The sequence below is a fragment of the Neorhizobium populisoli genome (assembly GCF_019430945.1).
Classification (GTDB): domain Bacteria; phylum Pseudomonadota; class Alphaproteobacteria; order Rhizobiales; family Rhizobiaceae; genus Neorhizobium; species Neorhizobium populisoli.
Window position 1 is genome coordinate 601,467 of sequence record NZ_JAHYCB010000002.1, and the last position, 14,664, is coordinate 616,130.

The 14,664-nt window shown below is 63.2% G+C and carries 13 protein-coding genes; 6 read left to right on the forward strand and 7 right to left on the reverse strand.

All coding sequences use genetic code 11. The features are described from left to right. The first annotated feature begins 197 nt into the window (after positions 1–197). Both KX729_RS07255 and KX729_RS07260 read left to right on the forward strand, forming a co-directional pair. Positions 198–671: a carboxymuconolactone decarboxylase family protein gene (locus KX729_RS07255; protein ID WP_219741742.1), complete on the forward strand. Its 474-nt coding sequence runs from the start codon at positions 198–200 to the stop codon at positions 669–671. Beyond that, positions 671–1,531 carry a sigma-70 family RNA polymerase sigma factor gene (locus tag KX729_RS07260; RefSeq protein ID WP_219741743.1) on the forward strand — a complete coding sequence of 287 codons (861 nt, stop codon included), beginning with the start codon at positions 671–673 and terminating at the stop codon, positions 1,529–1,531. The genes KX729_RS07255 and KX729_RS07260 overlap by 1 nt, the downstream gene beginning before the upstream one ends. Before the next feature lie 28 nt (positions 1,532–1,559). On the opposite strand, the gene KX729_RS07265 is transcribed toward KX729_RS07260, so the two are convergent. Further along, positions 1,560–2,423, reverse strand: coding sequence for an alpha/beta fold hydrolase (locus tag KX729_RS07265; RefSeq protein WP_219741744.1), 864 nt, complete (start codon positions 2,421–2,423; stop codon positions 1,560–1,562). A gap of 251 nt (positions 2,424–2,674) precedes the next feature. Here KX729_RS07265 and KX729_RS07270 point away from each other — a divergent pair, with 251 nt between their 5' ends. Further along, entirely contained in the window at positions 2,675–3,010 is a 336-nt protein-coding gene (locus KX729_RS07270) for a hypothetical protein (RefSeq protein ID WP_219741745.1), read from the forward strand. Between the two features lie 17 nt (positions 3,011–3,027). Here KX729_RS07270 and KX729_RS07275 read toward each other — a convergent pair whose 3' ends face one another. The 5 genes from KX729_RS07275 to KX729_RS07300 all read right to left on the reverse strand — a co-directional run bounded on the left by KX729_RS07275 (position 3,028) and on the right by KX729_RS07300 (position 8,171). Next, entirely contained in the window at positions 3,028–3,228 is a 201-nt protein-coding gene (locus KX729_RS07275; protein WP_219741746.1) for a heavy-metal-associated domain-containing protein, read from the reverse strand. A 93-nt stretch (positions 3,229–3,321) separates the two neighbouring features. Beyond that, positions 3,322–3,753, reverse strand: a complete 432-nt coding sequence (cueR, locus tag KX729_RS07280) for a Cu(I)-responsive transcriptional regulator (RefSeq protein ID WP_219741747.1) — start codon at positions 3,751–3,753, stop codon at positions 3,322–3,324. Beyond that, on the reverse strand, positions 3,750–6,269 hold the full coding sequence (locus tag KX729_RS07290; RefSeq protein WP_246617435.1) for a heavy metal translocating P-type ATPase: 2,520 nt from the start codon (positions 6,267–6,269) through the stop codon (positions 3,750–3,752). The genes cueR and KX729_RS07290 overlap by 4 nt, the downstream gene beginning before the upstream one ends. A gap of 149 nt (positions 6,270–6,418) precedes the next feature. After that, positions 6,419–7,531, reverse strand: coding sequence for a helix-turn-helix transcriptional regulator (locus KX729_RS07295; RefSeq protein WP_219741748.1), 1,113 nt, complete (start codon positions 7,529–7,531; stop codon positions 6,419–6,421). A 178-nt stretch (positions 7,532–7,709) separates the two neighbouring features. Continuing rightward, on the reverse strand, positions 7,710–8,171 hold the full coding sequence (locus tag KX729_RS07300) for a YcgN family cysteine cluster protein (RefSeq protein ID WP_219741749.1): 462 nt from the start codon (positions 8,169–8,171) through the stop codon (positions 7,710–7,712). Between the two features lie 149 nt (positions 8,172–8,320). On the opposite strand from KX729_RS07300, the gene KX729_RS07305 reads away from it, so the two are divergent. The 3 genes from KX729_RS07305 (at position 8,321) to KX729_RS07315 (ending at position 13,743) form a co-directional block, all read left to right on the forward strand. Next, positions 8,321–10,660 (forward strand): transglycosylase domain-containing protein, encoded by a 2,340-nt coding sequence (locus KX729_RS07305; RefSeq protein ID WP_219741750.1) that lies wholly within the window; start codon positions 8,321–8,323, stop codon positions 10,658–10,660. A gap of 151 nt (positions 10,661–10,811) precedes the next feature. Beyond that, positions 10,812–12,194: an MFS transporter gene (locus KX729_RS07310; protein ID WP_219741751.1), complete on the forward strand. Its 1,383-nt coding sequence runs from the start codon at positions 10,812–10,814 to the stop codon at positions 12,192–12,194. Positions 12,195–12,261: 67 nt separating this feature from the next. Continuing rightward, positions 12,262–13,743, forward strand: coding sequence for a protein adenylyltransferase SelO (locus KX729_RS07315; RefSeq protein ID WP_219741752.1), 1,482 nt, complete (start codon positions 12,262–12,264; stop codon positions 13,741–13,743). Between the two features lie 19 nt (positions 13,744–13,762). On the opposite strand, the gene KX729_RS07320 is transcribed toward KX729_RS07315, so the two are convergent. Then, the gene (locus KX729_RS07320; RefSeq protein WP_219741753.1) at positions 13,763–14,659 is read right to left on the reverse strand and encodes a hypothetical protein; all 897 of its coding nucleotides are present in this window, start codon (positions 14,657–14,659) and stop codon (positions 13,763–13,765) included. Positions 14,660–14,664: the final 5 nt, after the last annotated feature.

Below are 14,664 nucleotides of genomic sequence, written 5' to 3' on the forward strand. Positions count from 1 at the left end.
GCGGCGCGGGAAATCCGGGCGTCCAGAGGATGCCGGCAGCTCATCTCCTGCCATGCGAATTTTGCAGCCATATAACGCCCGGTCATTGTTGCCACCGATTTTTAAAGAAAAAATCGCCCGCATGTCACAGGCGGAAAATCTCGCTCGTCATTGTGTCGTAACCAACCCAATGGAACCGAACCAAAAGGAACCCGGCCATGACCCAGACCAATGCCAAGATCGATATCTTTTCCGCTGCCCCGACGCTGATGAAGAAATGGATGGGCGTTTCCGTCGATGTCGCAGCCAGCCTCGAGCCGAGCCTCATCGAACTCGTCAAGATCCGCTCGTCGCAGATCAACGAATGCGCCAACTGCATCAACATGCACACGGCCGAAGCCCGCCAGAAGGGCGAGACCGAGCAGCGCATCTATCTGCTTTCCGCCTGGCGGGAAGCGCCCTGCTATTCCGATCGCGAGCGCGCCGCGCTAGGCTGGACCGAAGCGCTGACGAAGCTTTCGCAGGGCCACACCCATGCCGGCGCCCGGGAAGCGCTGGAAGCGGCATTCACGGAGGAGGAACAGGTGAAGCTGACACTGATGATCAACATCATCAACGGATGGAACCGGTTTGCCGTTGGCTTCGGCCTGTGGGCCGGCCCGGCCGCTGCCAAACCGGCCCAGGCCGCCTGATGACGGGGCCCGGCCACGAAGACGCAGCGGCGAGTTTCGATCCGCTGCGCGCGAAACTCGCCCGCGTCGCCTACCGCATGCTCGGTTCTGTGGCCGATGCCGAGGACATGGTGCAGGAGGCCTTCATCCGCTGGATGAAGGCCGACCGTGCCCAGGTCCGCGAGCCGGAAGCCTTTCTGCGCAGCACGGTGACGCGGCTCTGCCTCGACCAGCTCAAATCGGCGCGGCGCCAGCGGGAAACCTATATCGGCCCCTGGCTGCCCGATCCGGTGGTCGAGGAGGAAGAGGAGCCGGAAGACGTCACCCTGCCGCTGATGCTGGCGCTGGAACGCCTCTCGCCGCTGGAACGCGCCGCCTTCCTGCTGCATGACGTGTTCGGCCTCGGCTTCGACGAGATTGCTACGACCATCGAGCGCGATGCGGCGGCCTGCCGGCAGCTGGCGGCGCGGGCGCGCAGCCATGTGCGCGAGGCGCGATCGCGGTTCCAGGTGGACAAGCAGCACGGTCTCGAACTGGCGCAGGCGTTTTTCGCCGCCTCGCGCAGCGGCGACATGAAGGCGCTCGGCGCCATGCTGGCCGCCGATGTCACCGTCCATTCCGATGGCGGCGGCAAGCGCCCGGCAGCACTGGAACCGATCATCGGTTTCGAGGCGGTCATGAAGGTGCAGACCTATCTCGCCGAACATTTCCGCAAACTCGGTTCGACGCTTCTGCGCGCCGGTTTCATCAACGGCCTTCCGGGTTTCATCACCCGCGAGGCCGATGGCGAGATCCAGACGACGGCGCTCGATATCGTCGACGGCAAGGTCGCGGCGATCTATGTGATGCGCAACCCGGACAAGCTGAAGCATTTGAATTGAATGAGTTAGGCGCCACGAATAGTGGCGCCTACGCTTTCCCCGCGTTGTTCACGAAATCCAGTATCAGCGCGGCCGCCTGAGCGGCATGCGTCTCCAGCAGGAAATGGCCGCCGTCGAAGACATGCGCCTCCATCCGCGGCAGTGCCTGCATCCAGGACAGCACTTCGGGAAAATCGAAGAAGACGTCATGCCGTCCCCACAGCATCAATGACGGTGGCTGGTGCTCGGCGAGCCAGGTGGCGATCGCGTCGAACCGGCCGGCATAATTGCCGTAGTCGGCGATCAGCGCCCGGTGCATATCCTTCCGGCCCGGCAGGCACATGACCCGCCAATCCTCTTCCCAGATTTCCGATGAAATCCGCGCCGCCACCTCGGGCGGCACTCCGGCGATATACTGGTCCCGCGTACCTTCGAATGTCAGGTGCGCGGTGGCGGCAGCCTCGTTTTCCGGGCTTGGGTCGCTCCAATAGGCAATGGTTCCGGCCCAGCCCGGGCCGAATCCCGTCCGGTGAGCATTGGCGTTCTGGACGACCAGGCCCAGAACCTTTTCCGGCGCCTGCATGGCGACGTGGAAACCGACCGGCGCGCCGAAATCGTGGAGATAGATGAAACGCGGCCCGATATTCAGGTGCTCCAGCAGTTTTAGGATTGCCTCCCCATAGGCCTCGAAGGATGTGGCGGGGAGAACATCCGATTGGCCGAAACCCGGCAGGTCGGGCGCGACGACATAGGCCACACGGGACAGTTCCGGCATGACGTCGCGAAAGGTCTGCGACGAACTCGGGAAACCGTGCAGGAGCAAGATGGCGGGCAGGGAGACATCGCCTGCCGTCACGTAGGACAGCTCGCTATTGCCCGACAGGCGAAATCGCCGGCGATCGGCTGCGGGCATCGCTGGTTCTCCTCGTTGGTCGCATGGATCGTCCGCAGTTTCGAATGCGTGCGCCGGGGCAAGGTTCCGATCGGTTGGTTATTGCCCCCGTGATCACGGCTCGACCCATCGAGCCGATCAGACCCAAATCATGTGGCTACAGCAGCCGACCGCTCCCGTTAACCCTCGGTAAACCAAACCTTCGTTGAGCGGCTTCCGCTCCCCGTTATTGTTATCTAGGGTTGCAATATATCAAGCGGGAGAAAACAACCGTGAAGTTTATATTTATCGTATGCTTGGGTATCTGTTTCAGCGTGACGGCCATGATCATTCTCGGCGGCCTTCGCGTCGTCGTGGTGCCGGCGGTCTCGTTTTCCACGGCACCGGCCACGCTCGTTGTCTTCAACGCGCCGGAATATCATTACATCGACAGTCCGGTCGCCGCTTGCGCGCGAAAACCCTTCGCAGCGGAAGATTGCGAGAAGGTTGCCGCCTACGACCTTTTGCGCAACACGGTCATCCACCTTCCTTTCAGCCCGTGGCTGCACGACTTCGCGCTGTCACGATCTCCGAACAGTGTTTTGAAGGATGCGGTGCTGCGCGGCTAACGGCGGGGCCAGGGACCTTAGCCGGCGAGCTTTTCCGGCGAATACCCGGCCTCGCGGATCGCCTCTTCTGCCTTGGCAGCGTCGCCCTCGACGGTGACCTTATGAGCGGCAAGATCGATCGAAACGACGGCGCCGGGAAGCGCGTCGACGAGCGCGCCGCGGACGGTCTTTTCGCAATGGCCGCAGGTCATGTCGGGAACGGTGAAAATGGCAGTCATCGGGAATCTCCGTATTCGTTCAGCATTTTGTGCACCTTCCCATAGGGGGAAGGTCAAGTCCGCATTTATGGGACCAGAGCCGCAATGCGGCAGTCAGGCATGATGTTTCGCTTTCGTGCTCTTGCCCGATGCGGAGCTATCGCCCGCCAGATCATCGAGGATCGGGCAATTCGGCCGGTTGTCGCCGCCGCAGCAATGGGCGAGGTGTTTCAGCGTCTTCACCATGCCCTGCATTTCGGCGATACGGCGTTCGAGGTCGGAGATGTGGCTGGTGGCGACCTCCTTGACTGCGGCGCTTGTGCGTTCCTTGTCCTGCCAGAGTTTTAGCAGGGTCTCGGTCTCCTCCAGCGAGAAGCCGAGAGAGCGGGCGCGTTTGATGAAGCGCAGCACATGCACTTCCTCGTCGCCATAGACCCGGTAATTGTTGCCGGTGCGGCCCATCGGGCGGATCAGGCCGATTTCCTCGTAATAACGGATCATCTTGGCCGAAACGCCGGAAGCGTCGGATGCCTGGCCGATATTCATTGTGTTTCTCCTGCTTTTACCGTCTTCAACCGCAGCGCATTGCCGAGCACGAAGACGCTGGACAAAGCCATGGCGCCGGCGCCGATCATTGGCGAGAGCAGCCAGCCGAAAGCGGGATAAAGCGCGCCGGCCGCCACCGGGATCAGCGCCACATTGTAACCAAAGGCCCAGAACAGGTTCTGCCTGATATTCTTCATCGTCGCGCGGCTGATGGCGATGGCGGAGACCGCACCGGTCAATTCGCCGCCGACCAGAACCACGTCGGCGCTCTCGATCGCCACATCCGTGCCGGTGCCGATCGCGATGCCGATATCGGCCTCGGCGAGTGCCGGCGCATCGTTGATGCCGTCGCCGACAAAGGCGAGCTTGCGGGAGACATTGGCCGCGCGGGTAGCCCCTCCACCTTGTGGGGAGGGGTTGGGGAGGGGATCTTTCTGTTGGAAGAAGACCCCTCCCGCCTGCCGGCCACCCTCCCCACAAGGGGGAGGGTTAAGCTTGCAGTGGGTGTTTTGCCTCAACTCCTGTATCGCCTGCACCTTGCCCTCCGGCAGCACTTCCGCGACAACCCGCGTGATCCCCACCTGCCGGGCGATTGCCTCTGCGGTGCGGCGGTTGTCGCCCGTCACCATGGCGACCTCGATGCCCATGGCCTGCAGCGCCCGGATAGCCTCGCGGCTCGACGGTTTCAGCGGATCTGCGACGGCGATCGCGGCAGCCACTTTCCCATCGATCGCGGCATAGAGCGGCGTCTTGCCCTCGTCGCCCAGCCGGGCGGCGGCATGGGCAAAGCCTTGAACGGAAAGACTGAGCTTTTCCATGAAGCGGTCGGCGCCGACGGCCACGTCATGGCCTTCGACCTTGGCGCGGATGCCGTAACCGGTAACGGATTCGAAGCTTTCGGCCTTGGGCACGACAAAACCTTTCGCCTCGGCCGCCTTGACGATCGCCTCGGCGATCGGGTGTTCCGACTGCGCCTCGACGCTTGCCACCAGTTTCAGCACCTCATCCTCGGCAAAACCGTCCGCCGTGATCAGATCGGTCAGTTCCGGCCGGCCTCTGGTGACGGTGCCGGTCTTGTCGACGACCACCAGATCCACGTCGCGTAACTCCTGCAGTGCTTCGCCCTTGCGGAACAGCACGCCGAGCTCCGCTGCGCGCCCACCACCGACGACGATCGAGGTCGGCACGGCAAGCCCCATGGCACAGGGGCAGGCGATGATCAGCACCGCTACGGCATTGATCAGCGCATGGGTCAGCGCCGGTTCCGGGCCCAGGAAGAACCAGAGGGCAAAGGTGAGTACGGCCAGCGCGATCACCGCCGGCACGAACCAGGCGGTTACCCGGTCGACCAGCGACTGGATCGGCAGTTTTGCCCCTTGCGCCTGCTCGACCATGCGGATGATGCCGGCAAGCATCGTGTCACGGCCGACCTTTTCGGCACGAAAACGGAAGGAGCCGGTCCTGTTGATCGTGCCGCCGATCACCGTGCTGCCGGCTTTCTTTTCGACCGGCAGCGGCTCGCCCGAAATCATCGCTTCGTCGATATTCGACGCGCCGTCGATCACCGTACCGTCGACCGGAACACGCTCGCCGGGGCGGATGACGATGACGTCGCCGACCAGCACTTCGGCGGCCGGGATGTCGATCAGCATGCCGCCGCGTTCGACACGGGCGGTCTTGGCCTGCAGGCCGGCGAGCTTTTCGATAGCCGCGCCGGTGCGGCCCGAAGCGCGGGCTTCCAGCAGGCGGCCGAACAGGATCAGCGTGACGATGACGGAAGCCGCCTCGTAATAGACGAAACGGGCGGTTTCCGGCAGCAGGCCGGGCGCGAAAGTGGTCACCAGCGAATAACCGTAGGCCGCCAGCACGCCGACCGCGACCAGCGAATTCATCTCCGGGGCACCGCGCAGCAGCGCCGGCAATCCGAGCCGCAGGAAACGCAAACCCGGCCAGAAGATCACCGCCGTCGCCAGTGCGAAATAGAGATAATGGAGGTTCCGCGTGTCGATGATGCCCATCAGCCAGTGATGGAAGGGCTCGTAGACGTGACCGGTCATTTCCAGCACGAACAGCGGCAGGGTCAGCACGAAGGCGATGGCGAGATCGCGCTTCAGCGCGGCTTCCTCGCCGTGGTGAATATGGGCGTGATCGTGGCCGCCGGCATGCGGGGCCGAATGGTCTTGGCCCTGATGCGCGGAATGGTCGTGGTGGTGCGCATGCCCCGCATGCGGATCGGCGGCCGGCAGCATTCCGGCCTCGCGCATGGCGTGATCCATGGCGCCCGGCGGGATTTCGTAGCCCACCTTGCCGATCGCCTTTTCAAGCTCGTCCGGCGAAAAGCCCTCGGCGGATTCGACGGTGAGCTTCTTCGTCGCGAAATTCACCGCACTCCTGTCTATACCGGCGACCTTGGCAGCGGCGTTTTCCACGCGGCGGACACAGGATGCGCAGGTCATGCCCTCGACGGGAATGGTGAAATGTTCGGCGGGACGTAAGGATTTGACGATCTGGTTCATGGCAGTCTCACGGGAACGAAATCTGTTTCCCGCCCTATGTGGAGCTTCCCATCATGGGAAGGTCAAGGGGCGCCATGAAGAATGTTGGAAAGATACGAACGAGAGGGGCTAGAGGCGGAGCGATCTCTCACCAAGGGCACCCATGCAGGTTACATCGCCCCGGATACAGCCCCAAAACTCGGCGCCGCCAGGCCTGAAAGCAGCAACACCAGTTCCGCTTGCCGCGTCGTGCCGGTCTTCTGCATGATCTTCTTCAGATGCGAACGGGCGGTTTCCAGTGAGATGCCGAGGGTTGCCGCGATCATTTCCGGCGTCTGGGCGATCGCCACCGCGCGGGCGACGCGGGCTTCGGCGGGGGTGAGGTCGAAGAGGCCGCACAGGACGCGCATGTCCGGCGGACCGAGCTGGCCGACTTGGGTGACGGCAAGGACCGCCATCGAACGCGAGAAGACGTCGCGGGCGGCGCGGCGGATCGGCAGGAGATGCAGGATCAGCGCCGGAGCGCCATCCCGCGGCAGCATGGGCAGCGACTGGACAGTCGGCGTAGCCTGCGCCCGGTAGCGCTCGACCGCTTCCTCCAGCAGAAGATTGGCGCCCCGACCTTCCAGAACCAGCCGGTCGCCGGCGCCGGTGCGGATGCGCGGGCTCAGCTCCTCGATCTCGGCATTCATCGCGATTGCCTGGCCGTTGTCACCGATCACCGCCGCCGGAAGCCCGAGCAGGGCCAGCGTCTGCGTGATCGATCTTGCCTCGTTGAAAGCGAGCCGCGAAGAAATATAGGCGGCGCGGGCGAGATCGGGTTTCAGGCCATCGAGCTGCGCCATCTGCTCGTCGGAAAAATGGCTCATCTCGCGCGAACGCATCAGCGCGACGATGATCGTATGCCCGGTCGGTTCCTGAAAACCGCAGCCGGCCTCCCATTCCATGCCCGCCGGCCGGATGAATTCCCGCAGGATGACGTCGTTTTCGCGCTCTTCCTTCGTCAGGAAGTCGATATCGCGCGCAAACGAGAAGGGGAATTTTTCAAGCGCCCGCTGCGGCCGGATGTTCTGGAACCGCAATTCGCTCTGGGAGAATTTCGCATAGGCATCGTCGATATTTCTGCTCGCGACATAACGATGCGTGCCGGCCGGATCGACCGTGAAGATCGCAGCGGTCGAGGAGCCGACGTGAGACGCCAGACGCTCACAGGCCTCAGTCCACAATTCGGGAACAAGGGCCGCCTCGTAGAGGCTGTCTGCCAGTGTGCCTTCTGCCTTCATCGAGCTACCACGGGCCTACCGAAATCTGGATTGCGTTGGTATTGTTATATGCACCGATTACATGCGTATATTCAAAAAAAGCAATCCAGACACGAATTGTTCCTCAAATCGTGTTTAACGGCAATGGTTTTTCACGCAGTGGGCGCATAGCCTTCAATAGGGCAACCTTATTCTCGCGTCAGGCCTTTTCGCCGACAGTCAGCGGCCAGTCGACGAGATAGTCCTCGAAATCCTCGACATCGACTTCCGTCTCGCTGACGGTGCGGCCCTGTGCGGAAATGCCGGCCTGGTGGACGGTTTCCGGATCGCCGGACACCAGCGGGTGCCACCAGTAAAGATCCTCGCCGTCGCGCACCAGCCGATAGCCGCAAGTGGGCGGTAGCCAGGTGATTTCCGCGACCGTCTTCGGCGTCAGCTGGATACAGTCGGGCACCGTCGCCTGACGGTTTTCGTAATCGACGCAACGACAGCTTTCACCGTCGAGCAGGCGACAGGCAACAGAGGTGAAGGCCACTTCGCCGGTGTCCCAGTCTTCCAGCTTGTTGAGACAACAAAGGCCGCAGCCGTCGCACAGGCTTTCCCATTCCTGCTGGTTCAGCTCGCTCAACTGCTTGGTCTTCCAGAAAGGCTGGTCTGTCATTGCCCTCGTCATCATGGCTTCTTCATCAATCGGGCATCACATTTGCGGCGGTATGGAACAATAGGACCGAAATGCCCTTTACCCTGTTGCGATTTCGCTATCGCGCATAAACCATTTGTCAGCTATTGCTGAATAACGGTGAGAGGCCCATGCCTTTGATCCCTCCCGGGGACGGCGTCAAGCTCAACTCATCGAAAAATGGCGGGGAGACGAAGGTGCAGGACGTGCCGCAAGGGGATTCCCCAAACGTGCAAAAGCCATCCGGTGATGTGCCGCGCAAAAAGCGCCATACCTTCCTGCGTATCGATTCCTGGATCGATTCCACCGTCTGGAATCTCGGTTTCAAGCTCGGCGAAATCTGGGAAGAGATCACCATCTTCTTCCGGCGTTTTCGCGTGCGCGGCTGGACCCGTATCGGCTTTGAACTGGCCGGCGAGGCGATGACGCTTGGCACGGCCGGGTTCGTGGTGCTTCTGGCGCTCGCCCAGCCGGCCTTCGAGGAAACCCACGAGGACTGGCGCAATCGCGGCGATTTCGCCGTCACCTTCCTCGACCGTTACGGCAACACGATCGGCCATCGCGGCATCATTCATGAAGACTCCATGCCGATCGACGAATTGCCGGACAGCCTGATCAAGGCGGTGCTGGCGACCGAAGACCGGCGTTTCTTTGACCATTGGGGCATCGATTTCATCGGTCTCGGCCGCGCCATGAGCGAAAACGCCAAGGCCGGCGGCGTCGTGCAGGGCGGCTCGACGCTGACCCAGCAGCTTGCCAAGAACCTGTTCCTGACCAACGAACGGTCGATCGAGCGCAAGATCAAGGAAGCCTTCCTGGCGCTGTGGCTGGAAGCCAATCTTTCCAAGAAGGAAATCCTGTCGCTCTATCTCGACCGCGCCTATATGGGCGGCGGCACGTTCGGGGCGGCGGCCGCTTCGCAATTCTATTTCGGCAAGAACATTACCGAGGTGAACCTCGCCGAAAGCGCCATGCTGGCCGGCCTGTTCAAGGCGCCGGCGAAATATGCGCCGCATGTCAACCTGCCGGCGGCGCGAGGCCGCGCCAACGAAGTTCTCTCCAACCTCGTGCAGAGCGGGCTGATGAGCGAGGGCCAGGTGATCGCGGCCCGCCGCAACCCGGCAACCGTCGTCGACCGCGCCGAGGCCAAGGCACCGGACTTCTTCCTCGACTGGGCCTTCGACGAGGTGCAGCGGCTGGCCCAGGCGGGCAGATTCAAGGAACGCTCGCTGGTCGTGCGCACCACGGTCGATATGGGACTGCAGCAGGCCGCCGATGCCGCGATGGAATCGAGCCTGCGCGAATATGGCGACAGCTACAAGGTCAAGCAGGGCGCCATGGTGACGATCGAAAATGGCGGTGCCGTGCGCGCCATGGTCGGCGGCCGGGACTATGGCGAAAGCCAGTTCAATCGCGCCACCAGAGCGCTGCGCCAGCCGGGTTCGTCCTTCAAGCTCTACACCTATTCCGCCGCCATGGAGCACGGCTTCAAGCCGGAATCGACGATTTCGGACGCGCCGATCACCTGGAACGGCTGGTCGCCGCAGAACTATGGCCGCTCCTACAAGGGCAAGGTCACGCTGATGAGCGCCATGCAGCAATCGCTGAACACGGTGCCGGTGCGCTTGGCCAAGGAAACGCTCGGCACCGATGTCATCGTCCAGACCGCCAAGGCGTTCGGCGTCGAGACGCCGCTCCGCAAGGACAAGACCATTCCGCTCGGCACCTCGGAAGTCACCGTGCTTGACCAGGCGACCGCCTATGCCGTCATGCCGGCCGGCGGCATGCAGTCGCGCCGCCACGGCATCGAGCAGGTCATGGGGTATGGCGGCGAGGTTCTCTACGATTTCAACCGCGACGAAGCTCCGGCCAAGCGCGTATTGTCCGAGCAGGCGACCTCGTCGATGAACCGCATCCTGTCGACCATTCCCTATCAGGGCACGGCCCGCAAGGCGGCACTCGACGGTGGCATCGTCACAGCCGGCAAGACCGGCACCTCGCAAAGCTATCGAGACGCCTGGTTCATCGGTTTCACCGGCAATTACACGACGGCGGTATGGTTCGGGAACGACGACTTCACCTCGATGAACAACATGACGGGCGGCTCGCTGCCAGCCATGACCTTCAAGACGCTGATGGATTATGCCCACCAGGGCATCGAACTGCGCGCCATTCCCGGCATCGACAACCCGCTGCCGACCGGCGACCACAAGGGCTCGGCGGTGGCCGCCAAGAAGAAGGAAGGCGACCCGACGATTGCCGCACTCGTCCGCCCCCGCTCGTTGTCTGCCGAATCTACCCGCATTCTCAAACAGATCGCCGGCAGACTGAAGGATACCGGCCCGCTTCTGGCGCCGGGCGCCAAGGTGGCCGACGCTTCCATTTCGGGTTCCGCCATACAGGGACCGCCGGTGGCGGGCAAGCAGGGCTCGGTCGTGTTCATGCCGGTGAATGTGGATTTGCGGCGATAGGCCGACGAAAAATCCCTTCACCGAAAGGCTCCCTGCAAACTTCCCGGAACTGCCGTTTTATTTCCAATCCGGCGCTTGACCTCAACCGCGCTTGAGCTTGTAGCTTCCCCGACCAGTCAGAGAGTTTGATTTGGAACGGGGATAATTCAACGTGTTTCAGGATGTGAATACCGGCTGGTCGCGGTTGTTGAGCGGGCGCGACGGGCTGATGCTGGGGCTGATTTCAGCGGGCATCGGCCTGCATGCCTTCAACCAGTTTGCGATCGTTGCGGCGCTGCCGCCGGCCGCCGTCGAGATCGGCGGGGCGAACTGGTTTAGCTGGGCCTATACGCTGTATTTCTTAGGGTCAATCGCCGGTGGAACGGGCGCCGCTGCGGTGCGCGACCGGTTTGGCGCCCGCCGCAGCCTGATCCTGTCGGCACTGCTCTTTTCGCTCGGCGGCCTGATGGCGATGGCCGCACCCGCCTTTTCCTGGATCGTTGCCGGACGACTACTGCAGGGCGTGGCGGACGGCCTGATCGTGGCGATCTGCTACAGCCTCATCCCGGCCAATTTCCCTTCGGCGCTGTTGCCGCGCGTCTTTGCGGTGGAAGCGATCGTCTGGGCGGCGGCGGCGATTGCCGGGCCGCTGGCGGGCGGGTTGCTGACCGAAGCCTTCTCCTGGCGGGCGGCGTTTCTCGCCGTGGCGCCTTTCGTCGTGCTGCTGGCGGCTTTTACCTTCTGCGTCGAACCGCGGGTGACGCAGGCCGCACCCACGCCGTTCTCGGCAGCCACCATCGGACTTTGCGTTGCCGCATGTTTCGTCCTGTCGCTCTCGTCCGTTGCCACCGGCGGCGTCATGCAGGCGGCGGCAGTGGCGGTCGGCGCCCTGCTTTTCCTGCCGGCGCTGAAACTCGACGGGCGGATCGGCCCGCGGCTTTTCCCGCATGGCGCCTTCCGGCTGGGCTCGGTGCTTGGCCACGGTTTCTGGGTGCTGTTGCTGATGTCGGCCAGCCATTCGACCGGCAGCGTCTATCTGGCGCTGATGATCGGTTCGGTCTTCGATTTCCGCCCGGCGGTGGTGGGGTATCTCGTGGTGGTGATGGCGATCACCTGGAGCACGGTCGCAGTCTTTGTCAGCCGCGTCACGGTCCTGAAAAACCGGCATGCGCTGATGCGCAGCGGCGCGCTTTTCCAGTTCATCGGTTTTGCGGCGCTCGGGATCGCGCTGCATGCCGGCTCGGTGGCCCTGCTGGTAGCCGGCCAGATGGCGGTGGGAGCCGGTTTCGGCATCGCCTGGGCGGCGATCAACCAGGCCTCGATGGAGGCGGCCGAAACCTCGGAACGCGACCTCGCCAGCGCGCTCCTGCCGACCATCTCGACTGCCGGTTATGCGATCGGCGCGGGCCTTGCCGGCATGATCGCCACGGCGACCGGCCTCGTGCCGGCACTGGAAAGCGGCGATGCGAGCCCGGCGCTCTGGCTCTATGGCGTGGCGGCGGCCGGTGCGCTGATCACCTTCCTGTTCGGTTTCGGGGTGCGGCTGAAAGGCTGAGCCGCAACCGAACGGCATTTTGCTTGTTCGGAGGGGGAGATTCCCCATATTGGGGGAAAGGCCTTCGATGGCTCAAGGAGTGCTCCCCGTGTTTCAGTTCGACAATTCCTATGCCCGCCTGCCGGACCGGTTTTTCGCATCCGTTTATCCCGAGCCGGTGGATGGGCCGAAGCTTCTGAAATTCAATGCGGCGCTGGCGGCCGAACTGGGCGTCGAGGCCGACCTTTCGGACCCAACCCGGCTCGCGGCGACGCTTGCCGGCAATGTCGTGCCGCAGGGGGCGGTGCCGCTCGCCATGGCCTATGCCGGCCACCAGTTCGGCAATTTCGTGCCGCAGCTCGGCGACGGGCGGGCGATCCTGCTCGGCGAAGTGGTCGATAGCAAAGGCCGCCGCCGCGATATCCAGCTGAAGGGCGCCGGCCCGACGCCGTTTTCCCGCCGGGGTGATGGGCGGGCAGCACTTGGCCCGGTCCTGCGCGAATATATCGTGTCCGAAGCCTTCGCCGCCCTCGGCCTGCCGGCAACACGGGCGCTGGCGGCGGTCGCGACCGGCGAACAGGTCTATCGTGAACGGGTGGAGCAGGGCGCCGTGTTCGTGCGCGTCGCGGCAAGCCATGTGCGGGTCGGCACCTTCCAGTTCTTCGCGGCTCGCGGTGACAACGAGGGCGTCAGGACGCTTGCCGACTACGTCATCGACCGCCACTATCCGGAGCTGAAAACCAAGGAAAATCCTTATCTTGCGCTGCTGGACGCGGTGGCCGCACGGCAGGCGGCGCTGATCGCCCGCTGGCTTGGCGTCGGGTTCATCCACGGGGTGATGAACACCGACAATATGACGATTTCCGGCGAAACGATCGATTTCGGCCCCTGCGCCTTTCTCGACGAATACGATCCGATGAAGGTGTTTTCCTCGATCGACCAACAGGGTCGTTATGCCTATCGCAACCAGCCCGGCATCGGCCAGTGGAACATCGCCCGGCTTTCCGAATGCCTGCTGCCGCTGCTCGATGCCGACGAGGACAAGGCGGTGGACGCGGCAAACGGCGTCCTGAAACGCTTCGGCGAAACCTTCCAGGCCGAATGGGTGGCGATCTTCCGGCAGAAGATGGGATTATTTTCCTCTATCGACAAAGACGGTGATCTGATCCAGGCACTGCTTGGCGTCCTGCATGAAGGGCAGGCGGATTTCACGCTCGCCTTCCGGCGACTGGCCGATGCGGCCGAGGGCAGGGACGAGGCGTTTCTCGCTTGTTTTTCGGCTCGGGAAAAGGCGGTGGAGTGGCTCGCCTCCTGGCGTGCGCGGCTGGAGGCCGAAACACAGTCCGGCGCAGAACGCGCCGCGGCGATGCGCGCCGTCAACCCGGCCGTCATCGCCCGCAACCACCGCGTGGAAGAGGCAATCGCCGCCGCCAATTACGGCGACCTGAGCTTTTTCGAACGTCTGATGCAGGCGCTGGAAAAGCCCTATGAGGAAAGGCCGGAATTTGCCGACTACATGACCCCGCCGAAGCCGGAGGAACGGGTGACCCGCACCTTCTGCGGCACGTAACCGGTAACGGTGAAACGCATCAGTCGATTGCGCTCAGTTCGGCACCGCGCGACTTGAGATCGCCGAGAATGCTGAAGCCACCGGCAAGCAGGCCGATCGGCACCGCAGCGAATGCGTTCGTGCCGGCCGGAAGTCCGGCGAGCCGCTCGACAAGCAGGCCGCTTGCGGCTTTCACATCCAGAAAATCGCTCGGCGTCAGCACGCCCCGGCTGGTGATACCGGCACCCACCCGGGCGATTTCCTCGCCATCGCGCGCCTTGTAGAGACTGTCGAAATAGGCGCCGAGCGGGCCGACGCTGCGGCGCAGATCAAGCAGGTAGACGATCGCGGCCGGGCTGACGGAATTGACTTTCTCGAGGTCGGGCGGCCTGTACATGCGCAGCATTTCCTCGTCCGTCGCGAGTGTCTTGACCTCAAGCCCGCGGGAAATGCCGTAATCGGTCAGCACCAGCCCGATGCTTGGATCCTTGGCTGAAAACCCCTGCTGGCCTTCGCCGCTCAAAAGCAGGGCCGCTTCGAAAGCCGACATGGTCGTCAGCCTCGCCTGCGGAAACGACGGCCCCAGGACGGTCCTGAACTCGTCCTGATAAGGCTGTCCCAGGCCGGGAAAGACGGGCTTGATATCGGTGTTCTTGAACTTGACCGTCGGCAAAGTGAGGCCGGGATTCATATCGACCAGCACGGTTTCCGCCTTGTCGATCAGGCGTTTGCCCTCGTCGACCATCTCGGGAAGGAAGCTTGCCCGGATGCGGACATAACCGAACAGGACCGCTTCGTGGCTTGCAAATTTTGCCCGCCAGAAAACTCCTTTGCCGTCTCCGGTTCCGCCCTTGGCGGGCGTGTCCTGGGCGCTGCCCAAATCCGGCATGCAAAGCACGGCGGCAAGCGCTGCAAACTGGCGGCGGGTGAGGGGCATGGCAG